The sequence below is a fragment of the Ensifer sp. 38_S197 genome (assembly GCF_056924495.1).
Genome location: NZ_JBXOVZ010000002.1, coordinates 3,487,095 through 3,509,228, shown reverse-complemented (window position 1 = coordinate 3,509,228; position 22,134 = coordinate 3,487,095). Strand labels below are relative to the sequence as shown.

Below are 22,134 nucleotides of genomic sequence, written 5' to 3'. Positions count from 1 at the left end.
GCTGTTTAAAGTGCTACAGCGACCTTTGCGCGTCTCCGGAGACGCGCGGCGCTGCAAATCTGCCGTTGCTCTTTCAGAGCATTATGACCGAATGAAGAAAATGGGGTTTCTTGCCGCGCCCGGCGGCAAGAATGCCGGCCTTACTTCGGCTCTGAGACCGCTGCGACCCAGTTCTTCCAGTTTTTCGCCGAGCCGGCGAAGACGTTGATATCCGTGGCGCCGTCGATGCCGGGGATCACGCCGGTGCTGGTGTATTGCCAGAACGCCCAGCGGCGCTCGACATAGACTTCACCCGGATGCTTCGCGACCGAGCGGACCCAGAAGTGGTGTTCCTTGAACTGGTCGACGAGATTGTCCCGGTGGAAATCGACCGAGGTGTAGATGATCGGCCGCTTGCCGTAATGGGCTTCGAGGCGATCCATGAAGCGCTTCATCTCGGCGCGCACTTCCTCCGGCGTCGGACGGTGGCGGCAGGTCTTCGATTCGCCGTTCCATTCGACGTCGAGAACCGGCGGCAGATAGACCGCGTTCTTCGGCACGTTGGCGATGAACCAGTCGGCCTGGGCGTCGGCGGTCGAGCAGAAATAATAGAAGTGATAGGGCGCATAGGGGATGCCGGCGGCGCGCGCCTGCTGCCAATATTCGTTGAAGCGGGTGTCGACCCGGTCCTTGCCTTCCGTCGCCTTGATGAAGGCGAAGGAGACGCCTGAGTTCTTCACCCTCATCCAGTCGATATCGCCGTTCCACTTTGAGATGTCGATGCCGTGGATGTTGTGGTTCTGCGGGGTGCGATCACCGAAATCCTGCGGATCGGTGTCCTGGAACCGCGGCGGGATCGATGCCGTCTTGATCAGGTCGTAATCGGTCGACGAACAGGCGGAAAGGAGGGTGGCAATGGGCAGTAGAGCCAGGAGAAGCCGGCGCATGAGGTACCTGTCTAGAGACGATCGACGATCCTGCCTCACACGATGGCTTTCATATCGGTGATTTCCCCCGCGAGGCGTGAACCTCATCTTCACCATATCATCGTAAAAATTGGGTTAGCTCAAGCGGGAATTGCAGGTGCTGCGAAGCACTCCCCAGCAGGAAAAAAGCCGAAATCCCGAGGCGATTTCGGCTCTCGCTTGGCATGGACTCGGGGACGATCGCGAGCCGTGGGCCCGGATCAGGCGGCAACCGCGACGGCTGGGCGGTGATAGACCGCCAGCCAGGCATAGCCGCGGCCAATCGCCCGGCGTTCGAGATCGGCACCGTTTGCTCTCGCCTTCTCGCGCAGAACGTCGAAAAGGCTTGCACGTGGCGTGACGTGGAAACGGTCCAGCCAGCCGTGCAGCGCGCGGCGGAAGCTCGCCGGCAGGCGCTCCTGCTGGCCGAAATCGGCGATATGCAGCGATCCGCCCGGATTGAGCGCGGCGATGGCCGCATCGATCGCCTTCTGCCAATCGGGGATCATCGACAGCGAATAGGAGATGACGATGTGGTCGAAACCCCGTTCGCCGAAGATTGCCGGATCGAAATCCGTCGCATCGGCGACCTGAAGCACGGCACGGCGCCTGCCGCCGCGGTTGAGCTTGGCATCGGCGGAGGTGAGCATCTCCGAGGAGATGTCCAAGCCGAAGAGGCGGGCCGAAGGGAAGCAGCGGCCGATGAGCGCCAGGTTACGGCCGGTGCCGCAGCCGACTTCGAGCACCGAGGCGCCGGGGGCCGGGTTCATTTCCCGGATCAGCGTGTCGCGGCCGAAGAGGTAGTATTTTCGCGTCACGTCGTAGAAGTGCCGCTGGTAGCGGTACATATGATCCATGCGCCGCGCGTGGGAAATCCCGGCCTCGCGCATCGGCTCAAGCCTTCTTCCGGTAGATGTGGAAACCGCCATAGATGGCGGAGCGATCTTCTGCGCCGAGCTTGGCCGATCCCTCGGCATCGTAGTGCCACTGATCGAGCAGGGCCGAAGAGACGCGCCCCGGCAGGATGCTGTCTTCAGCCGCGGTGCGGAAGATGACGACGGCACCACTGTCTGCGGTGCGGGTGATCTCGGTCCAGAGATCGTTGAGCTGCTGATCGGTCATCCAGTCCTGGGCATCGAGCAGGACGTAGCGGTCGACGGAAGCGGCCGGCTTGTTGGCCAGGAGCTCGGTGTAGCTTGCGTGATGGACCTCGACGCGCTCGGCATTGTTGCGGATCGCCTCATAGGCGCGGGCATTGAGGTAGGGCGGCAATTCGCCTTCGTGCGGCAGCGGATAACGGCGCCCGAAGGCCTGCCAGGCGAAATAGTTTTCCCTAAGCGGGAAGTGGCAGGTGAGCTTTTCCAGGCGGTGACGCAGCACGGCGGCGAGCGATTTCTCGCTGCTGAGGCTTGCAAGCTCGTCGAACTGCTGCGGCGGAATGCCGAGCCCGAAGAGCGAGCTCTTGCGCCCGGTGATCCAGCGGATGACGGGACGATCGAAAAGCGGCGCAAGGCGCTCGTCGAAGAATTGGCGCTGCTCGCGCATTGAGCGCGCCTGGACGAACTCTTCCGGATTGACGCCATGCAGGCGGGCGAGCAGATGGCTTGCGGCGATGAAGCGGCCGAGCAGGCCGGTGCGATAGATGTTGCGGCCGAAGACGCCGATGCGCCGGCGGCCGGTCATGCCGCGGCCGTTCCAGTAGTTGCGCGTGGCGGTGTCGAGCTTCGGAGAGAGGAAGAGGTCGAAGGCCTGGACGTTGGTCGCCGTGCCCTGGGTTGCCAGGAAGCGGATGACATCCTTGTGGCTCGGCAAGTGGCGGAAAGCCGCGAGCTTGAGGCGGTTCAGCGCGACGTGGTGCGGGTTGAGATCGACGACGTCGATCTTGCGCGGGCCGGCCGACAGGTAGCTCAGCATGTTGCAGCCGCCGGAGCCGATGGTGACGATCCGATGCTCTGGGCCAAGCTGCATCGCCTCCATGTCGACGATCGGATCCTCCCAGATCTGCGGGTAGACGAGCCCCGAGAAGAGCAGGCCGAAGAGACGTTCCGAGAGGCCGGCGAGGGAGAAGGTCTTGTGCTGGAGCAGCGCGTTTTTCAGCTTCGGATTTTTTCTGCCAAAGCCAACATCGGGGGCTAGTTCGGTCATCTCTGCCGGTCATCCAGTTGAAACTTAGCCGCTTCTAAAGTGACTCCGCTACACTTTGATGACGGGGTTTCCACAGCCCCGGAAGGCCATCGAACGGCCGCCATACAATTTTTCACCCATAAGAAATCATTAAACCCTAGCGTGCTACGCACCGCCTTATATTCGGGGGCGTCGACATGATGTTAAGAACGTTTCTGCCGAAGCCCGAGCAGCGATTTGCGGCTGCCGGCGCGGCATTGGGGGCTCTGGTTTCTGCGGCGTGGCTGGTGACCGAAACCGTGCTTGCAAGACAATCGCATTGGGATGTTCCCGCAATGCTGGCGGCTGGCGCCATGCCGTTCATCCTCGGCGGATCCTTCTATCGCTGGCGCTACTTGCGCCGGCTCGAACACGAGCTGCATACGGCGCGCCGTGCCGAGCGGCGCTTGCGCCACGAAGTCCACCGCGACAAGCTCACCGGGCTTGCAAACCGCGCGGCCCTGGAAGCGGACATTCGCCAGGCGCTTTCAGTGGAAGGGGCCGCCTTCGAGCGCAATGCGCTGCTCCTTCTCGATCTCGACCGGTTCAAGGCGATCAACGATACGATGGGCCACGACGCCGGCGACCGGCTGCTGGCGCTCTTTGGCGCTCGCCTGAGGCGCGCCTTCTCCGGAGAGGCGAGCATCTACCGGCTGGGGGGAGACGAGTTCGTGCTCGCAGCCGCCGGTGCGTCATCGCAGGCTGAGGCGGAAATACTCGCAATGCGGGTAAAGGCACTATTCGAAGCGCCGTTCGATCTTGACGATGCACGGGTCGCTTCCGGCTGCAGCATCGGCGTCGCCTTCATCGAGCGAAGCGATACGGCGACGGGCGACGTGCTGAAGCGCGCGGACCTGGCGCTCTACGAGGCGAAGGCGGTGAGCGGCAACAGCCACGCCTTCCACTCGGAGACGCTGACCCGCGCCGCCAGGCAGCGGGCGGAGGCCGAGCGCGACGTGGCACGCGGGCTCGCGGCCGACGAATTCTTCCTCGAATTCCTGCCGATGGCCGGGACGGCGAGCGGAGCCATCCGTGCTTTCGAGGCGCTGCTGCGCTGGCGACATCCGCTACGCGGCGTCATGGGTGCGGAAGCCTTCATAGAGCCGTCCGAGAAGAGCGCGAGCACGCTCTCGCTTGGCTATTGGACACTCCGGGCGGCCTGCACGCAGGCTGCCCGCTGGGCTTCGCCGACAGGGCTGACTGTCGCCCCCTTTGCTCCGCAGCTCAAGGATCGCGATTTTGTCGCGCAGGTCGAGCAATGCCTCGCCGAAGCGAGCTTGCCTCCGGGACGCCTGACGATCGAGATCGCCGGGGACTTTTCGAGCGAGGATCTTGCCCTGATCTCCGGCAACCTCCAGGGGGTGCGCGCGCTCGGTGTGCGGATTGCGCTTGGCGGCGGCGCCGGCTCATCCTTGCCCCTGAACCTGATTGCCGAACTGCAGCCCGATCAGGTGACCATCGATCTTAGCGCCATCCGGGCCACCCACGGCAGCGAGCGCAGCGTTGCGCTGCTTGCCTGCCTCATCAAGACCGGCCAGGTGCTGCGCCTGCCGATCGCGGTGCGCGGCATCGAAAAGGAAAGCGAGATGGATTGCGCACGGGCCAGCGGCGCCGTGGAAGTCCGCGGTCCGTGGATATCGTCGGCGCTGAGGGATGTGGCGGCATTGCTCGAGACGGGCGAAGCGGCGGATTTGCGACGCTCGGCCTAGAGCGCCGTGCGTTCGGATGACCGCGCAAAGGACGCTCTGGCATATTGATTCGAGAGCATCTTTCGGCTTCAGGCAATTCCAAGTGCGCGCGGGAGGCTTCAGGGCATTGCGGACCTTCGCTCGCAGGCTAGAAATTGGAACCCTGCAATTTCCGGGCTTTTCCCGGCGGCGAAATGCTGGTTCTTTCTCTGAAACTCGACCGGAGGGAGCGCATGGGACGCATATTGAGGAGATCAGGTGCGGCGCTGGTGTTGGGCATCGTCGCCATCGGCGCATGGCTTGCGATCGCGCCGCCTGAGCTTCTCAAGGTCGGCGATGGTTATGCGGCGAAGATCGTCTGCTCCAATGTCTTCATCGCAAAACGGGACGCCCAATCGGTGCTGGCCGATGACGTCCAGGCGCCGGGCCACCCCTTGCTGAAGCTGGTGAAGGTTGCCGTCGATCCCGAGAGGCAGATGGTGACCGCGCAGATTCTCGGCTTTGCTGCCGCAGGATACGCCGCCTACAGACCGGGCGCAGGCTGCGCAAGCCTGCCCGATGGCGACGGCACGCGCTTGCCGCCGGTCAAGACGGCTGCGGCCGTGGTGGACGCACCCGCCGCCGGAGCACCCTGGCCGGACGGCGAAGGGGCCGCGATCGATCCCGCCCTGCAGAAGCTTGTCGAGGATGCCGATCTCGCCGGTCCGGGCGTGCGGGCGATTGCCGTCATCCGCGATGGTCGCCTGATCGCCGAGACCTATGGCCAGGGCTTCGACCGTTCGACGCCCTTGCTCGGCTGGTCGATGACGAAATCGGTCACGGCGGCGCTGATCGGCCTGCGTGTGGCTGAAGGCAAAATGGAGATGGCGCGTGCCGGGCTTCTGCCGGAATGGGCGAGCGACGAGCGGGCAAGCATCACGCTTGCCGACCTGATGGGCATGCAGAGCGGCCTCGAATTCAACGAGAACTATGGCGACGTCACCGACGTCACGCGCATGCTCTATCTTGAAAGGGATATGGCGAGCTACGCGGCCGCAAAGCCGCTGACATCCGATCCGGGCGAGAAGTTCAGCTATTCCAGCGGCACGAGCACGCTGCTGTCACGCCTCTGGATGCGAAGCTTCGACGATCGGGCGGCGGCACTCGCCTTTCCGCATGATGCGCTGTTCGCGCCTTTGGGCATGAGGAGCGCCGTGCTCGAAACCGATGCGAGCGGCACCTTCGTCGGTTCGTCCTACATGTATGCGACCGCGCAGGACTGGGCGCGTTTCGCGCAGTTCCTCTTGCAGGATGGCATCTGGAAGGGGAGGGCGATGCTGCCGAAGGACTACGTCGCCTTCATGCGTCGGCCAACCAAGGCCTCGGAGGGAAAATATGGCCAGGGGCAGGTGTGGCTGGAGGAAAACGGTGTCCGCGCAGGCTCGGGCCGCTTCCCGGCGGATGCTTTCTGGATGCTCGGCCATGACGGCCAGGCGATCATGCTGGTGCCTTCGCTGAAGCTCGCGGTGGTCCGGCTAGGGCTCACGCCCTCGCGCCTCGGCTACGACGTTCAGAAGCTCAACGCCAAAATAATAGAGGCGCTCGATTGAGCGCCTCGCAAAATCACCTGAGCTCGGCTCAAGCGGCCTTAGCTCACTTCATGCCGAGTTCTTCGAGAAGGCCCTTGCGCTTGGCGTGGTAGTAGTAGCCGCTGGCATAGAGCTTGACCGCGCTGTCGTGCTGGTTGTCGGCCACCATCCAGGCGCCGTGCAGATATTTCGTCGCGTATTTGAGGTTGGTTTCGGCGTCGAACAGGCCCTCCGCCGGACCGTCATAGCCGAGACCCTTGGCGGTGTTGTAGCGGATCTGCATCAGGCCGTAATTGCCGTTGCTATAGGCGCGCGGATTGTAGTTGCTCTCGCGCTTGACGACACGGTGAACGAGCTCGACCGGGATATCGTTCAGGTCGGCATAATACTTGATCAGCTTGTCGAGGTCGGGACGCGAGCTCGTCGGCGCCTTGCTGAGCTTCATCGAATCCGGAATGACACTGGCAACGGCTGCGACCGTCGAACCGATAACGCCAGTCTTCGGGCGCTCGGTCGGCACGATCATGCGGTTGGCGACCAGTGTCTCGAGACCGACGGGTTCGCCGGTGTCGAAGTCCGATTCCATCGCGGCGGCAACCGCGAGCGTCGAAACTGGAAGATCCTGCACGCGGCCGGTCTTGCTCGCAACTTCTGCAGAGGCCGGTGCCGGCACTTGCGCAGCATTGGCGGAAACCTGGGTAACGGCCGCGGCTGCCGTTTGTGCATTGGCGACGGCAGGCGTCGTCGGGGCGACCATGGCAAGCGCCATGGTGCTGCCGGGCTTGGACGCGGGAACCGCAACCATCGCTGGGGCGGCTTCGGCGCCTTGTGCCAGGTCGGCCGCGACCGGATAGGTGGCAGCCATGCCCGATGTCTGGGCGGTCGTCTGGGCCGTCAGGGCGGCGCTCGTCGCGGTGGCCACACCGTCAGGCGTGGGCAGTGCGTAGGCCGTCATTTCCGTGCCGGGCTTTGCGAGCGGGGTGACCGTCTGTACGGCGGTCAGTTCTTCGAGCGACGTGTGCTCTACCGTCGAGCATCCCGAGACGATGGTCGCCGACAGGATAGCTGCCACGCCAAACGTCTGTTTGGAAAGGGAAATACGGTACTTCGCCATTCTGTCACTTTCGTGCTTCTGGGCCCCGTCGCCCCCTGCAAATCAGCGGTTGCCAGCCGCCAAGAGTGAATCTCCATTAACCTATGAGGCTGGCGGCGGCAAGCGCAGGCGACAATTTCACGCCGTGGCGCGCTTCATCGTCACCGTCAGAAGCCCCGCGCCGATGAGCATGGAGCCGCCGGCGCGGTTGACGATCCGGCGGATATTGGGCCTGGAAATCGTGCTGCGCGCAGCGGTCGCAAGGGCTGCATAGAGACTGGCATTGAGAATCGCCAGCGTCAGGAAGGTGAGCTCGAAAATCGCCATCTGGGTGAAGAGCGGCTGCGTCAGATCGAGGAACTGCGGCAGGAAGGCGACGAAGAAGACGATGCTTTTCGGATTCAATGCGGTCACCGCATAGGTATGGAAGAAGATGCGCAGCGGCCGCTCGGGGGCGGTGGTTTCGAGGTCGGTGTCGCCTCCGCCTGCCACCGGTGCACGCCAGAGCTTGATGCCGAGCCAGACGAGATAGGCGGCGCCCACCCATTTCAGCACGGTGAAGATCGCGGCTGATGTCGCAAGCAGCGCGCCGAGGCCAAGCATGGAGGCGGTCATGGCGGTGAAATCACCGAGCGCCACACCGGCAACGGTCGCGCCGGCGGTCTTGCGGCCATGGCCGAGCGCATAGGAAATGACGAGAAGAATGGTGGGACCGGGGATGGCGAGCAGCACGGCAGAGGCTGCGGCAAAGGCAAACCAATGTTCAAAGGACATGAAAAGGCTCCGCGTTTCCTGCATAATTCCTTAAATCGGGAGCGATTTAAGGACAAAATTATGCAGCGGTTTAAAGTGCTACAGCGACCTTAGCGCGCCCTGACGCGCGGCGCTGTAGATGGTTCTCGACAATGAATTTGCCGAGCCAGCCACGGAAACGCGGAGCCGTCAATCTCGAAATCAGGTGCTTTCGGCGCGCCGCAACGGGCGGCACGCCGAAGCCTATGATTGTCAGTTCTGCGCCTGCCACTTCTGGCCGATGACGTCCATGACCTCACCGAACCACTTGACCGAGGTGTCGAAGTGCTTGCCGCCCTTGATGCGCGGGAACTCGATCGTGCGCAGCTTGCCGCCCTGGTCCTCGTCGTGGCCGGTGACGCCCGAGACCTTGTTGAGCGCGCTTTCGACGGCGAGGTCGACCATGCTCTGGATCAGGCGCAGGTCGTCGCCGTTGGCCGGTGCCGAGCGGGCGTAGTAGCCGGACTTCTGCACCATCGAGCGCTCGGCGCCGAGCAGAGCTGCGAACTGCTTGGAGAACCAGTTGCCGACATTGATCGTGTCGATCTTCACGTGACCGAAGGCATCGCGCTTGATCGTTTCGCCGGCCGCTTCCCGTTCGGCGACGATCGCATCGAGGCAGGCGCCTTCACTGACGAACAGCGTGACGAAGCCGGTGCGGTCCATGACCTTGCGCAGGCGATCGGCTTCGGCCTGCAGATCGAACTTCATCTCCGGCAGATAAAGGCCGTCGATGTTCTTCATCTGGCGGTTCATCATGAAGCCGTCGACGAACTCCTTGTCGTCGACCGTCTGGATATAGGAGCGGGCGGTGGCCGCCGTCAGCCAGCCGCAATGGCGGCCCATGACCTCGTGTACGACCAGGGTGCGCGGTGCGGCGCTCTGCTCATTGCTCACATTGTCGAAGAAGCGGGCGCCGTAGTCGGCCGCCGTCCAGGCGCCGAGCGTCTGGCGGATCGGTACCACGTCGTTGTCGACGGTCTTCGGCAGGCCGACCACGGTGAGGTCATAGCCATTGGCGCCGAGATAGGCGGCAAGGTCGGCTGCCGTCGTGTTGGTGTCGTCGCCACCGATCGTGTGCAGGATCGAGATGCCGTCACTGGCAAGCCGCTCGGCGGCGATGCGCAGCGGATTCTCGCCATCCTTGACGAGGCCGCGCTTGACACAATCGGCCGCGTTGGTGAGCTTGACGCGACTGTTGCCGATCGGCGAGCCGCCATGGCGATGCAGGATGTGCGCCTTCTCGCGCATGTCGCGCGTGATCTCGATGCGGTCGGCCAAGAGCAGGCCCTGGTAGCCGGAGCGATAGGCGACCAGCTCGTATTCGGGCGCGACGTCCGTGTAGCGCTCGATCAGACCCCCAACGGCGGATGACAGACAGGGCGCGAGCCCGCCGGCCGTCAGCATTGCGACTTTTTTCTTGGCCATGTTTCCTCCTCGGGACTTTGGCATGCGATGGGTGGGGCCTCCATAACGCAAATCAGATGGAAATTAAATGACGGGCCTGTGGATGTTGTGTCGAGGCGATGCCGCCAGGAGCCAATGAAGGCTGCAATGGCGGGGCAGGGCAGATGCGCGCGGATTGTCGCAGGGCGCTATCCGGGCAGTTCTGCGCTGAGGCGGCCGCGAACGGCGCAGTTGCTGATTTTCAGGGCGGCGATGACATCTCCTTTTTATTGAAGGCTGTTCCCGCGGTAACAGCTTTCTGTCGGCTGGCTGTCGCAAGTTCCAACAGATGGATTGACAATAGTGAGGGGCCATCACAAATTCGTCATCCTCGTGGTTCGGGCCGCCCACCGCTTGCAATTTGCCACCACATCGGTCCATGCTATAGGGTGGAGAGACAGGGAACCTCGTATGTCATTCTGGGACAGCCTCCTCAAGATCGTTACTGCCACCGGCAATGCGCTTGCCGGCGTGGTCGAGGCCGTGCGCACCCTGTTCGAGGGCGATCCGGAAACACGGCGCAAGGTGGCTTTCTCCGTCGCCATGATCGCGCTTTCGGCCAAGATGGCCAAGGCCGACGGCATCGTGACCGAGGCCGAGGTGGCCGCCTTCCGCGACATTTTCCAGTTTCCGCCGGATCAGGCGCAGAACGTCGCCCGTCTCTATAATCTGGCGCGCCAGGACGTCGCCGGTTACGAGGCCTATGCCGAGAAGATGGCGTCGCTGTGTTCGTCCTGCGAAAAGAACTGCCCGATCCTCGAGGATATTGTCGACGGCCTCTTCCATATCGCCAAGTCTGACGGGGCGGTGCACGAGCGCGAGCTCGCCTTCCTGATGCGCGTGGCCGATATCTTCGGCATGGACGAGGCGCATTTCGCGCGGATCATGGCCCGTCACGTTCACGGCGACGGCCGTGACCCCTATCAGGTTCTCGGCGTTTCGCGTAAGGATGATTTCGCCGATATCCGCAAGCGCTACCGGGTGCTCGTTTCCGAAAACCATCCGGACATGCTGGTGGCTCGCGGCGTACCGCAAGAATTCCACGCGATCGCCAATGATCGCATGGCGGCGCTGAATGCCGCCTATGAGGCGATCGAGAAAGAACGCCGAGCCGCATGACCTCGAAATACTGCGATTATCCGGGTGCACGCTTCATGCCGTCGCCCAATTTCGGCGACCGCGTCGGCCAGCGCGCCCCGGATATGATCGTTCTGCATTACACCGGCATGCCGACGGGGGCCTCTGCGCTCGAATGGCTCTGCCGCGAGGAGAGCCAGGTCTCCAGCCACTATTTCGTCCACGAGGATGGGCGCGTCGATCAGCTCGTGCCGGAGGCACGCCGTGCCTGGCATGCCGGCAAGAGCTATTGGAAGGGCGAGACCGACATCAACTCCTGCTCGATCGGTATCGAGATCGCCAATCCCGGCCACCCGGGCGGGTTGCCGGACTTTCCGGAAAAGCAGATCGCGGCGGTTGTGGAATTGTGTCGCGACTGTGGCCAACGCTGGTCGATCGCGCCGGAAAGAGTGCTCGCACACAGCGATATCGCCCCCATTCGCAAGGTCGATCCGGGAGAAAAATTTCCCTGGCACATTCTTCATCGCGAGGGGGTCGGCCACTGGGTGGAGCCGGCTCCGATCGGCGGCGGGCGGTTTTTTCAGCGCGGCGACCGCGGCCAGCCGGTGGAGGCCATCCAGTCGATGCTGTCGCTCTATGGCTATGGCATTGATGTGACTGGCGAATTCTGTGAGAAGACCGAAGGCGCCGTTGCCGCTTTCCAGCGGCACTTCCGACAACAAGGGGTCGACGGCATCGCCGACATCTCAACCCTCGATACGCTGCACCGCCTGCTCTCCGGCCTACCGCAATTCACCGCCTGACGCGGAAGATTTTTTCGTCATAACGGCGCTTTTGCAGAAATTCGTGGCATGAATTTTTAGCTTTGCCACATGTTTACCATGATGCGGCATTCATTTCCCGCTCCATTGGAACTGCAGGAGCATCAGGGCGCAACGCTCACTTCCTGTGAATGAAACGATCGGGAAGTGAGGCTCGAGGCGGGGTGCGCCTCGGTCCATTCCCCAGACCGGAGAATTCAAACTACATGAGAATCTCGTCTGTTGCTGCGGTGGCGGCATGCCTTGGCATGTTCTTCGCCGGGATGGGTACGTCGTATGCGGGGAATGTCGACGAAGCCATCAAGACCTCATCCATCCAGTCCGTCACCCGGACCACAGGCTATCCTAAGCCGGATCTCCTCCAGAGCGCTGAGTATACGGGTCTGATCAAGACCTACGCCAAGCAGTACGGCGTTCCGATCGACCTGGCGCATGCGATCGTCAAGGTCGAAAGCAACTTCAATCCCAAGGCGCGCGGCAGCGCCGGCGAAATCGGCCTGATGCAGATCAAGCCCTCCACCGCCCGCATGATGGGCTATTCCGGTTCCTCCAAGGGCCTCTACGATCCGGAAACCAACATCAAGTTCGGCATGAAGTATCTTGCCGTGGCGCATGAGCTGTCCGGCGGCACCACCTGCGGTACGGTTCTCAAATACAATGCCGGCCACGGTGCCAAGCGCATGAACCCGGTTTCCAAGCGCTACTGCGGCAAGGTTCAGGACATCATCGACTGATCGATCGATTGACCGGCGCAGCGAGACTTCGCTCAGCAGCCAAAGAGCTTCATCCGCCAGCCGCGCCCGGTGATGGCGGATGCTCCAGCCGGACAGGTATCGCGTTCCGGCGCACATGGAATTCCCTACAACCATCGTGCCATATCGGCGCCGGCGTGCTATCTCCCCTTGAGCAAGAGGACGAGGAGCGGCATGTCGGAGAGCTTTGATTTCATTGTCGTCGGCAAGGGCATGATGGGGGCCGCGGCCGCGCGCCACCTGGCGCTTTCGGGGGCCAGGGTGGCGCTGATCGGTCCGGACGAGCCGACTGACTGGGCCAATCATACCGGCGTCTTTTCCAGCCACTACGACAATGCCCGCATCACCCGGACGATCGACCACGATCCGATCTGGGCGCGGCTCGCCAGGCGTTCGATCGAGCGCTACGGCGAAATCGAAGGCGAAAGCGGCATCGTCTTCTACCACGAAGTCGGCTGCCTGATCGCCGGGCCGGCGCCCGGATCGTCCTACGATTATATCGAGGAGGTCGAAAAGGCGCGCGATGCGCTTGGCGTCGAGGCGCCGCTCTACGATGACGAAAAGCTGTCGCAGCGCTTTCCCTGGTTCCGTTTTCCGCCAGGCACCGCCGGCGTCCACGAAAGGCGCGGGGCGGGCTACATCAATCCGCGGGCGTTGGTCGCGGCACAGACGGTATGCGCCGAGAAGGCGGGCGTCCGGATCGTGCGCAGCGAGGTTGCGGCCGTAGCGGAGGACCGTGACCGCGTGGTCGTCACGATGGTCGACGGAAAGCATTTCGCTGCAGGCCGGGTGATCGTTGCCGCCGGTGGGTTCTCGATTTCCGCAGCGCTCTTGCCGCGGCCGATCGATCTCACCGTCAAGGCGCGGACCGTATTCTTCGCCGAGGTCGCAAACGGCGATCTCTCCGGTTTTGAGGGCATGCCGTCGCTGATCGGCGCGGCGCCCGAACAGGAGAGAAGCTACTACCTGCTGCCGCCGGTCGGCTATACGGGCGGCAAGCACTATATCAAGATCGGCGGCGATCCGACCGACCGGATTCTCGACGGCGAAGCGGCGGTGCGGCAATGGTTCCGCGGGCCGGGCAGTGCGGCAGCGGCAGAGCACTTGCGCGGACTGCTGGCCGAGGTGATGCCGGGCTTGCAGCCGGTTTCCACCCATTTTTCGCCCTGCGTCACCTCGTTCACCCGGCACGGGTTGCCCTATATCGGCTTTGCCGAGGGGAGCCGCATCGCCGTCGTCACCGGCGGCAACGGACAGGCGGCGAAGAGTTCCGACGAGATCGGCCGGCTCGGCGCGGTCCTCGTGCTCGACGGCCGGATCGACGAGGCCGAATACGACGCGGATTTCTCCGTCGCGTTTCGCTAGGTCAGGGCATCGTCCATTCGGGTCGATCCGATCTGCCCTGTTGGCTGCCGAAAAAACCTGCCGTTTTTTCTGGCGCAAGGCGGGGGCTTGCGTTAAGGAGCGCGTGCCAGTTGGCCGGGCAGCCGCTCTCCGCAAGTGCCGAAAGGCCGCGGGGGGAGGAAAGTCCGGGCTCCACGGAAGCACGGTGCCGGATAACGTCCGGCGAGGGTGACCTCAGGGAAAGTGCCACAGAAAGCAAACCGCTCCGCTCGCGGAGTAAGGGTGAAAGGGTGGGGTAAGAGCCCACCGCGGACATGGCGACATGGACGGCACGGTAAACCCCACCGGGAGCAAGACCGAATAGGGATGACGCGGGCGCGCAAGCGCTCAGCCTGTTTCCGGGCCAGTCATCCGGGTGGGTTGCAAGAGGCTGCGTGCAAGCGCAGTCCCAGATGAATGGCTGCCACGTTCCGTTGCCTTCGGGTGGCGGGGCCATACAGAACCCGGCTTACAGGCCAACTGGCGATTTCTCTCACCGACGCACCACGGCGACGCTGAATTGACAAGCGGTCCGATTGCCCGTTCCTCTGGGTGAGATGTGGTGCGTTTTTTGGAAGGATCCGCAGCATGATTGCGAGATTTGCCTTTGCCTGCGGTCGTTCGATCTTTCCTGCGGCGCTCCTATCCGCCTTCCTATGCACACCGCCGGCCTTCGCGCAGCCGACCGATCCGCGGCCCGAGCAGTTTCCGGTCACCAGGATCTACAAGGGCAAGGCGAAGGCGCCGGACTTCGAGGGGCGGGACAAGGACTTTGCGACCTTTCGTACGCGCATCCGCAACGGCATGAAGGAAGGCCCGAATTTTGCCGGTGAATATACGATCATCCAGGTTGGCTGCGGCGCCGGCTGCTCCTTTGCGATGGTTGCAAACAACCGCACCGGGAAGATGTTCGATTTTCCGCGCGGTGGCGAAGACAACATGTATCTCAGCTTGAGGTACGCCCTCGACAGTACGCTCGTCGTTGCTCAATGGGCGAGTTACGAAACGCAGAAATGCACCGTCGAGCATTTCCGCTTCGACCAGGGCAAGTGGTCCACGCTCGCAAAACGAGACGTGGGCGACATGGATGCCTGCTACCGGACACTCGACGAAAACGCACCTTGAGCTCGCGGATCAGCGCTCGCAAATCGGGTTAGGCATGCCTCATTTTTCGCGTCGGTGGCACCGTTTTGCGCGCGGATTTTTCGCTGCCGTTGCGCCTTCCCGTTTCGCGACGGCGCGCGGAACACTCTGCGCAGGTCACATTGCTGCGCTCTTTCTCACATTCTGATTTTTCAACGATTTGAAGCCGTTCGACCGTCGCATTCCCGGACGGTGGGGGTCTCTTCGTAACCCTTCGTTAAACTTAACAACCTATCAATATTTGATCAGCTCGGCGGCTGTTTACGAACCCATTCCCATTGACGCCCATATGGTCCCATGATATCCCATAATGGCACTGCGCAGGGGCTGCTTCGCGGCTCAACATCGCAAGATTCCAGTGCCTTCCGGCTTCGGAAGGTGGGCGGACATTCCAGTGTCCGGCGTGGGTGTCTTACGTGTGCGGTGACGTGTTCGTGCGGGTCGATGATCGTGGCCCGTCAGTCTTGGGCGGCCGTTTCGCGTTATGAACCGCTTCTTGTCACATGCTGCCAATCGGATCGATGCGAAGGGGCGGGTCTCCGTTCCCTCGGCGTTTCGTTCCGTGCTGTCGGATGGGGGCGTCCGGGAGTTATACTGTTTTCAGGATTTCGTCTTTCCGGCGATCAGCGTCGGCGGGCCGGAACTCCTGGATCGGTTCGAGAAGCAGATGGCGGCCGAGGATCCGTTTTCCCCGGTGGCCAACGAGATGTCGCTGCTCGTTCATGGCGGAGGCGTCTTCGTGAAGCTCGATACCGAAGGCCGGTTGATGGTGACGGATTTCATCCGCGACTTCACCGGAATCTCGACCGACGTGATGTTTGTCGGGCGGGGCGATTATTTTCAGCTCTGGGAGCCGCAGGCCTTCATCAAGGCGCAGGCGGTGGCCCGGGAGGGGCGCAAGTCACGGGGGTTGCGTCCAGACTAGAATGGAGAGGCGGAATGGTGACGGAACAAGGCGGAGGTATTCCTGAAGCCGAAGGCGGACCGGTTCGTCACATTCCCGTCCTCTTGCCGGAAGTTCTTGCGGCGCTCGAGCCTGCACCCGGCAAGGTCATCCTCGATGGCACCTTCGGAGCCGGCGGCTACAGTTCGGCAATCCTGAAGGCCGGTGCCGACGTCATCGCGCTCGACCGCGACCCGACGGCGATCGCTGCAGGTGAGAAGCAGGTCGCCGAATGGGGCGGCCGGTTGAAACTCGTTCATGCGCAATTCTCCGATCTTGCCGCCCATGCGCCGGCCGAAGGGCTCGACGGCGTCGTGCTCGATATCGGCGTCTCCTCCATGCAGATCGACGAAGCCGAGCGTGGCTTCTCCTTCCAGAAGAAGGGGCCGCTCGACATGCGCATGTCGGCATCGGGCGTTTCGGCGGCCGATGTCGTCAACCGCGCCAAGGTCTCCGACCTCATCCGCATCTTCGGCTTTCTCGGCGAAGAGAAGCAGGCGGGCCGCATTGCCCGCGCGATCGAGAAGCGCCGGGCCGAGCAGCCCTTCGAGACGACCCGCGATCTCGCCGGCCTGATCGAGGTGGTGACGCCGCGCAAGGCGAAAGACAAGATCCATCCGGCCACCCGCGTCTTCCAGGCGCTGCGCATCTTCGTCAACGATGAGCTCGGCGAGCTGGCTCAGGCGCTGTTCGCCGCCGAAAAGGTCTTGAAGCCAGGCGGACGCCTTGTCGTCGTGACCTTCCATTCGCTCGAAGACCGCATCGTCAAGGCTTTCTTCCAGGATCGTTCCGGCAAGGCCAGCGGCTCGCGCCACCTGCCCATGGTTTCCGCGCGCGCCGCAACCTTCACGCCAGTTGGCAAGCCTATGGTGGCGGCCAGCGAGGAAGAAGCGTCCCTCAATCCGCGCGCCCGCTCCGCAAAGCTGCGCGCCGGGATCCGCACGCAAGCCGCGTCGCCGGGAAACGATCTATCCATTTTCAATCTGCCGGAACTGGCGAGCCTTGCAAGGTTGGGGGGCTGACAAGACATGCTTCGAACGCTCGATATCGTTCTGATCGTCGTCATGACGGCTGCCGCGACGGTGACCTATACGATCAAGCACCGCGCCGAAAACAAGCTTGAGGAAGTCCGCAAGCTCGACGCGGCGATCAAGCTCGAGGAAGACACGATCGATCTGCTTCGTGCCGATTGGGCGCTCTTGACGCAGCCGAACCGGCTGGAGCGTCTCGTCGGCGCTTTCGGTGCCGACCTGCAGCTTCAGCCGACGCCTTCGACGCAGCTCGCCCAGCCGCAGGAACTGCCGATGCTGAAGGCGGATCTGCCGGTGCCTGAAGACGAAAAGGCTGCGAAGGACGGCGTCGCGGCCATCATCAACAAGACGGATAACATGGCAACTGGCTCGGTGGCGCGCTGATGTCGTTTCTCTCCCGCATCATGGTATTGAAGAGCAAGGCGCATTTCTCGGCAGGCGGCAACAACCGCCCGGCGGAAGGCGGCCTCAACGTCACCTTCCAGGGGACGCGCAAGAAGACCACCAACCAGGCGAAGAACCGCGTCGCCATCGTGATCGCGAGCTTCGGTATCGTCTATGCCGTCATCGGTGGCCGCCTCGTGCAATACGGCATGGCAGCGCCCGAAACGGTTTCGAGCATCGGCCGCGCCGACAACCTGATGGCCTCGCGCCCTGATATTCTCGACCGCAACGGCGAGATCCTCGCGACCGACATCCGCACCGTTTCGCTCTATGCCGAGCCGCACAAGATCGTCGATGCCGACGAGGCGGTGGAGCGGCTGGCGACGGTATTGCCGGACATCAATACCCGCGAGATCTACAACAAGCTGAAGTCGAAATCGCGTTTCCAGTGGCTGCGCCGCCAGCTCACGCCGAAGCAGCAGAGCGACATCCTGGCGCTCGGCATTCCCGGCGTGGGATTCCGTCCTGAAAAGCGCCGCTTCTATCCCGGCGGCCACACCGCCGCGCATATCCTCGGCCACGTCAACATCGACAACCGCGGCGTTGCCGGCATGGAACGCTATATCGACAGCCAGGGGCTCGCCGATCTTGCCGCGATCGGCATGACCAGCGACGCCAAGCTCGAGCCGGTGAAACTCTCGATCGACGTGCGCGTGCAGAACATCGTGCGCGATGTCATCGATGCCGGCATGAAGAACTTTCAGGCACTGGCCGCCGGCGCCGTCGTGCTCGACGTGCATACCGGCGAAGTGCTGGCCATGGCCTCCGTCCCCGACTACGACCCGAACAAACCGGCCGAAGGGGCGGAAGAAGGCTGGATGAACCGCATGTCGAACGGCACGTTCGAAATGGGCTCCACCTTCAAGACCTTCACCATCGCCATGGGTCTCGACTCCGGCAAGGTGACGCTGAACGACAGCTTCGACGCCTCGGCGCCGATCCGCATCGGCGGCTTCACCATCAAGGACTTCCACGGCAAGCGCCGCGTGCTGACCGTTCCGGAAATCTTCCAGTATTCGTCGAACATCGGCACCGCCAAGATCGCCGACCTCGTCGGCATCCCCGGCCACAAGGAATTCCTGACGCGCCTCGGCCTGCTTTCCAAGCTGCCGACCGAACTGCCGGAAGTGAAGACGCCGAGCCAGCCGCGCGAATGGAAGAAGATCAACTCGGTCACCATCTCCTTCGGCCACGGCGTCTCGACGACGCCGTTGCAGACGGCGGTTGCGGGTGCTGCACTCGTCAACGGCGGCAAGCTGATCGAGCCGACCTTCCTGCCGCGCACCGAGGAGCAGGCCAACGCAGTCGCCACGCCGGTGGTGAAGAAGAGCACCAGCGACGACATGCGCTTCCTGTTGCGCTGGAACGGCATTGCCGGCTCCGGCAAGCGCGCGCTGGTGCCGGGCTTCAATGTCGGTGGCAAGACGGGCACGGCCGACAAGGTGGTCAATGGCCGTTATGCCAGCGACCAGAACTTCAACGCCTTCCTCGCGGCCTTCCCGATCGACAATCCGAAATACATCGTGCTCACCTTCATCGACGCGCCGAAGACCGGTGAGGGTGGCGGGCGCACGGCAGGCTCGAACGCAGCTCCCATGGTTCGCGACATCATCAGCCGCTCCGCGCCGCTGCTCGGTGTCGAACCAAAGTTTGGAGAAGACGGTTCTGCCTTGCTTGTGTCTTATTAGACATGAAATGAGAAAGCGGACAATTCGCGATTCTTGCGGATCGAAATCGATGCGAGACGTGCGTTCATGAAGATCAAAGAGCTGGCGGGATCAAACTTCCCGGAACTTTCGGCGCAATTGAGCGGCGCTGCCGCCGAAATCGACGTTGCCGGACTGACGGCCGATAGTCGGCAGGTTCAGCCAGGGGATCTCTTCGTCGCGGTTGCCGGCAGCAAGGCCAATGGCAACACCTATATCGCCGACGCGCTGAAGCGCGGCGCGGTCGCCGTCGTCACGGAAGCGGGCTCGAACGTGGATGCCTCGTCGGTGCCGGTGCTGAAGCTCTCGGAGCCCCGCGCTTTCCTCGCGCGTGCCGCCGCCGCCTTCTATGACCGCCAGCCCGAGACCATGGTTGCCGTGACCGGCACCGCCGGCAAGACCTCGGTCGCCTCCTTCACACGCCAGATCTGGGCGCATTCGGGCTTGGCAGCCGCGATGATAGGCACGACGGGCGTCGTGGCCCCCGGACGCAACGATTACGGCTCGCTGACGACGCCCGATCCGGTGTCGCTGCACAAGCTGCTCGCCGAACTGGCCGATGCCGGCGTCACCCATGCGGCGATGGAAGCCTCCAGCCATGGCCTCGACCAGAGCCGTCTCGACGGCGTGCGCCTTTCGGCCGCCGCCTTCACCAATCTCGGCCGCGACCACATGGACTACCATCCGACGGTCGAGCATTACATGGACTCCAAGATGCGGCTGTTCAATGCGCTCCTGCCGAAGGGCGCGCCGGCGGTGATCTTTGCCGACGACCAATGGTCGGACCAGGCGATCGCCGCTGCCCGCAAGGCGAAGCTCGACGTGCGCACCGTCGGCCGCAAGGGCGACTTCATCTCGCTGAAGCGCGTCGAGCATTTCCGCCACAAGCAATCGGCCGAAGTGCATGTCGGCGACGACATCTTCGAAATCCACATTCCGCTCGCCGGCGATTTCCAGGTGGCGAATGCGCTGGTCGCGGCGGGTCTCGCCATGTCGACCGGTATCAGCGCCAAGGCTGCCTTCTCCGCGCTTGAGAAGCTGCAGGGCGCATCCGGCCGCCTCGAACTGGTCGGCCAAACCAAGGACGGCGCGCTCGCCTATGTCGACTACGCCCACAAGCCGGATGCGCTGGAAAACGTGCTCGCCTCGGTGCGTCCGTTCACGACTGGCCGCGTCGTCGTGGTCTTCGGCTGCGGCGGCGACCGCGACAAGGGCAAACGCCCGATCATGGGCGAGATCGCCACGCGGCTTGCCGACGTGACGATCGTTACCGACGACAATCCGCGTTCGGAGATCCCCGAGGTTATCCGCGCCGAAATCATGGTTGCAGCCAAGGGCGCGATCGAGATCGGCGACCGTGCCCAGGCGATCCGCACGGCGGTCGGCATGCTGAAGACCGGCGACACGCTGATCGTCGCCGGCAAGGGACACGAGGAGGGCCAGACGATCGGCTCGGTGACGCTGCCCTTCTCGGATCATGCGGAGGTCCGCAAGGCATTGGGAGGCTTGTGATTTGAACTGGCTCTGGACAAGCAGCGATCTCCTGGCCGCGATGAACGGCCGGCCGGTTGGCAACCTGCCCGAGGGCATCTCGGGGATTTCGATCGACAGCCGCTCGATCGGCAAGGGCGAGGCTTTCTTCGCGATCAAGGGCGACCGGGTCGATGGTCACGACTATGCCGGCATCGCGCTCGCCAACGGCGCGGCGGTGCTCGTCGTCAGCGAAGGCAAGCTGCCGGCGCTCGGACGATTGAATGCACCGATGATCGTCGTCGACGACGTGCTCGAAGCGATGATCCGGCTCGGCTGTGCGGCGCGTGACCGCAGCGCCGCCAAGATCATCGCCGTCACCGGGTCGGTCGGCAAGACCACGACCAAGGAGATGCTGCGCCATGTGCTTAAGCCCCAGGGCCGCGTGCATGCGTCGGTCGCCTCGTTCAACAATCACTGGGGCGTGCCGCTGACGCTGGCGCGCATGCCCGAGGCAACCGATTTCGGCATCTTCGAGATCGGCATGAACCACCCGGGCGAGATCCGGCCGCTGACCGCCATGGTGCGGCCGCATGTGGCCATGGTGACGAGCATCGCCGCCGCCCATCTCGGCAATTTCGAGAGCCTCGACCAGATCGCCGAGGCCAAGGCCGAGATCTTCGAGGGCGTCGTCAATGGCGGCCATGCGCTGATCATTCATGACAGCCCGCAGTACAAGCTTCTGGAAAACGCGGCGGCCGCGGCCGGCGTCAGCCATATCCATTCCTTCGGCGCCAGTCCAAAGGCTGAATTTCGCCTGGTCGAATTCAGCGGCGGTCCGGAAGGCTCCATTCTCTGGGCTGGCATTGGCGGCCGGACGTTGGAGGTCGCGATCGGGGCGCCCGGTCGTCACATTGCCGAAAACGCGGTCGCCGTTCTGGCTGCGGTGAAACTTGCCGGTGCCGATCTCGACTATGCGGCTCAGGCGCTTGCGACGATGCAGGCCGAAACGGGCAGGGGCCGGCGCCATACGCTTGCGATCGGGACCGGCACGCTGAAACTGATCGACGAGAGCTACAATGCCAATCCGAGCTCGATGCGGGCGGCAATCGCGCTTCTGCGCGACAGCGAACCGCCGGCCGGCGGCCGCCGTATCGCCGTGCTCGGCGACATGCTGGAGATGGGCGAACATGCCGCCGACGTGCATGCGGCACTCGCCCGGCCGCTCGTCGAGGCCGGGATCACCGATGTCTGGCTTGCCGGGCCTTTGATGGCGCATCTGCGTGATGCCCTGCCGCCGGAGGTCTCCGTGATCTACCGCGAGAGCGTCGAGGACCTGAAGTCCTATGCGCTGGCCGCGGTCGCGCCTGGCGACGTCGTCATGGTCAAGTCGTCGAAGGGGACCGGTTGCGCCAAGATCGTGCAGGCACTGATCGAAGCCTATCCGGCGGCGCAAGCCGAAGTATCCGGGGCCGCGGGATAGCCGGCGCAAACAGTGCCGGCGCTGCCGCCCATGATAGGCGCGGTGGATACAGGCGCGGTGGATACAGCCTGGAGTTAGGTGCGCCCGCCCTAACACTTTCGCATGCTGCTGGATAATTCCTTAATTCGGAATCGATTTAAGGAATTGTGCAGCGGACCAAAATGTTACAGCGACCTTTGCGCGTCTC

General features: G+C 63.3%; 19 protein-coding genes and 1 other RNA gene. 14 read left to right on the top strand and 6 right to left on the bottom strand.

Annotated elements, in window-relative coordinates; all coding sequences use genetic code 11:
* Positions 1 to 140: 140 nt before the first annotated feature.
* The 3 genes from AC1Z3V_RS30085 to AC1Z3V_RS30075 form a co-directional block, all read right to left on the bottom strand.
* Positions 141 to 926, bottom strand: a complete 786-nt coding sequence (locus AC1Z3V_RS30085) for a glycoside hydrolase family 25 protein (RefSeq protein WP_483503581.1) — start codon at positions 924 to 926, stop codon at positions 141 to 143.
* Positions 927 to 1,165: 239 nt separating this feature from the next.
* Positions 1,166 to 1,834: a class I SAM-dependent methyltransferase gene (locus AC1Z3V_RS30080; protein ID WP_483503579.1), complete on the bottom strand. Its 669-nt coding sequence runs from the start codon at positions 1,832 to 1,834 to the stop codon at positions 1,166 to 1,168.
* Positions 1,835 to 1,838: 4 nt separating this feature from the next.
* Positions 1,839 to 3,089, bottom strand: a complete 1,251-nt coding sequence (locus tag AC1Z3V_RS30075) for a BtaA family protein (protein ID WP_483503577.1) — start codon at positions 3,087 to 3,089, stop codon at positions 1,839 to 1,841.
* A 176-nt stretch (positions 3,090 to 3,265) separates the two neighbouring features.
* Between AC1Z3V_RS30075 and AC1Z3V_RS30070 the strand changes: the two genes are divergently transcribed.
* Together AC1Z3V_RS30070 and AC1Z3V_RS30065 are read left to right on the top strand one after the other, a co-directional pair.
* The gene (locus tag AC1Z3V_RS30070; RefSeq protein WP_483503575.1) at positions 3,266 to 4,816 is read left to right on the top strand and encodes a putative bifunctional diguanylate cyclase/phosphodiesterase; all 1,551 of its coding nucleotides are present in this window, start codon (positions 3,266 to 3,268) and stop codon (positions 4,814 to 4,816) included.
* Positions 4,817 to 5,028: 212 nt separating this feature from the next.
* Positions 5,029 to 6,384: a serine hydrolase domain-containing protein gene (locus tag AC1Z3V_RS30065; RefSeq protein ID WP_483503573.1), complete on the top strand. Its 1,356-nt coding sequence runs from the start codon at positions 5,029 to 5,031 to the stop codon at positions 6,382 to 6,384.
* Positions 6,385 to 6,427: 43 nt separating this feature from the next.
* Here AC1Z3V_RS30065 and AC1Z3V_RS30060 read toward each other — a convergent pair whose 3' ends face one another.
* The 3 genes from AC1Z3V_RS30060 to AC1Z3V_RS30050 form a co-directional block, all read right to left on the bottom strand.
* Positions 6,428 to 7,477, bottom strand: coding sequence for a transglycosylase SLT domain-containing protein (locus AC1Z3V_RS30060; RefSeq protein WP_483503571.1), 1,050 nt, complete (start codon positions 7,475 to 7,477; stop codon positions 6,428 to 6,430).
* 117 nt (positions 7,478 to 7,594) lie between these two features.
* Positions 7,595 to 8,230 carry a LysE family translocator gene (locus AC1Z3V_RS30055; RefSeq protein ID WP_483503569.1) on the bottom strand — a complete coding sequence of 212 codons (636 nt, stop codon included), beginning with the start codon at positions 8,228 to 8,230 and terminating at the stop codon, positions 7,595 to 7,597.
* Positions 8,231 to 8,461: 231 nt separating this feature from the next.
* Entirely contained in the window at positions 8,462 to 9,676 is a 1,215-nt protein-coding gene (locus AC1Z3V_RS30050; protein ID WP_429806568.1) for a pyrophosphate--fructose-6-phosphate 1-phosphotransferase, read from the bottom strand.
* A gap of 429 nt (positions 9,677 to 10,105) precedes the next feature.
* Here AC1Z3V_RS30050 and AC1Z3V_RS30045 point away from each other — a divergent pair, with 429 nt between their 5' ends.
* From AC1Z3V_RS30045 to AC1Z3V_RS29990, 12 genes are all read left to right on the top strand, one after another.
* Entirely contained in the window at positions 10,106 to 10,813 is a 708-nt protein-coding gene (locus tag AC1Z3V_RS30045) for a TerB family tellurite resistance protein (RefSeq protein WP_429806570.1), read from the top strand.
* Positions 10,810 to 11,574, top strand: a complete 765-nt coding sequence (locus AC1Z3V_RS30040) for an N-acetylmuramoyl-L-alanine amidase (protein ID WP_429806572.1) — start codon at positions 10,810 to 10,812, stop codon at positions 11,572 to 11,574. The genes AC1Z3V_RS30045 and AC1Z3V_RS30040 overlap by 4 nt, the downstream gene beginning before the upstream one ends.
* Positions 11,575 to 11,798: 224 nt before the next feature.
* A complete protein-coding gene (locus AC1Z3V_RS30035; RefSeq protein WP_429806574.1) occupies positions 11,799 to 12,326 on the top strand; it encodes a lytic transglycosylase domain-containing protein in 528 nt (175 codons plus the stop codon).
* 192 nt (positions 12,327 to 12,518) lie between these two features.
* Positions 12,519 to 13,709, top strand: a complete 1,191-nt coding sequence (locus tag AC1Z3V_RS30030) for an NAD(P)/FAD-dependent oxidoreductase (protein WP_483503566.1) — start codon at positions 12,519 to 12,521, stop codon at positions 13,707 to 13,709.
* Between the two features lie 106 nt (positions 13,710 to 13,815).
* Positions 13,816 to 14,215, top strand: an RNA gene (rnpB, locus tag AC1Z3V_RS30025) — RNase P RNA component class A.
* Positions 14,216 to 14,315: 100 nt separating this feature from the next.
* Positions 14,316 to 14,852: a hypothetical protein gene (locus tag AC1Z3V_RS30020; protein ID WP_483503564.1), complete on the top strand. Its 537-nt coding sequence runs from the start codon at positions 14,316 to 14,318 to the stop codon at positions 14,850 to 14,852.
* Positions 14,853 to 15,354: 502 nt separating this feature from the next.
* A complete protein-coding gene (mraZ, locus tag AC1Z3V_RS30015) occupies positions 15,355 to 15,795 on the top strand; it encodes a division/cell wall cluster transcriptional repressor MraZ (RefSeq protein ID WP_429806579.1) in 441 nt (146 codons plus the stop codon).
* 14 nt (positions 15,796 to 15,809) lie between these two features.
* Positions 15,810 to 16,835, top strand: a complete 1,026-nt coding sequence (gene rsmH / locus AC1Z3V_RS30010; protein WP_483503561.1) for a 16S rRNA (cytosine(1402)-N(4))-methyltransferase RsmH — start codon at positions 15,810 to 15,812, stop codon at positions 16,833 to 16,835.
* A gap of 6 nt (positions 16,836 to 16,841) precedes the next feature.
* Positions 16,842 to 17,228 (top strand): cell division protein FtsL, encoded by a 387-nt coding sequence (gene ftsL / locus AC1Z3V_RS30005; RefSeq protein WP_429806583.1) that lies wholly within the window; start codon positions 16,842 to 16,844, stop codon positions 17,226 to 17,228.
* On the top strand, positions 17,228 to 18,976 hold the full coding sequence (locus tag AC1Z3V_RS30000; protein ID WP_429806585.1) for a peptidoglycan D,D-transpeptidase FtsI family protein: 1,749 nt from the start codon (positions 17,228 to 17,230) through the stop codon (positions 18,974 to 18,976). Before ftsL ends, AC1Z3V_RS30000 begins: the two co-directional genes overlap by 1 nt.
* 66 nt (positions 18,977 to 19,042) lie before the next feature.
* Positions 19,043 to 20,506, top strand: coding sequence for a UDP-N-acetylmuramoyl-L-alanyl-D-glutamate--2,6-diaminopimelate ligase (locus AC1Z3V_RS29995; protein ID WP_483503559.1), 1,464 nt, complete (start codon positions 19,043 to 19,045; stop codon positions 20,504 to 20,506).
* A 1-nt stretch (position 20,507) separates the two neighbouring features.
* A complete protein-coding gene (locus tag AC1Z3V_RS29990; RefSeq protein WP_483503557.1) occupies positions 20,508 to 21,947 on the top strand; it encodes a UDP-N-acetylmuramoylalanyl-D-glutamyl-2,6-diaminopimelate--D-alanyl-D-alanine ligase in 1,440 nt (479 codons plus the stop codon).
* Positions 21,948 to 22,134 lie beyond the last annotated feature (187 nt).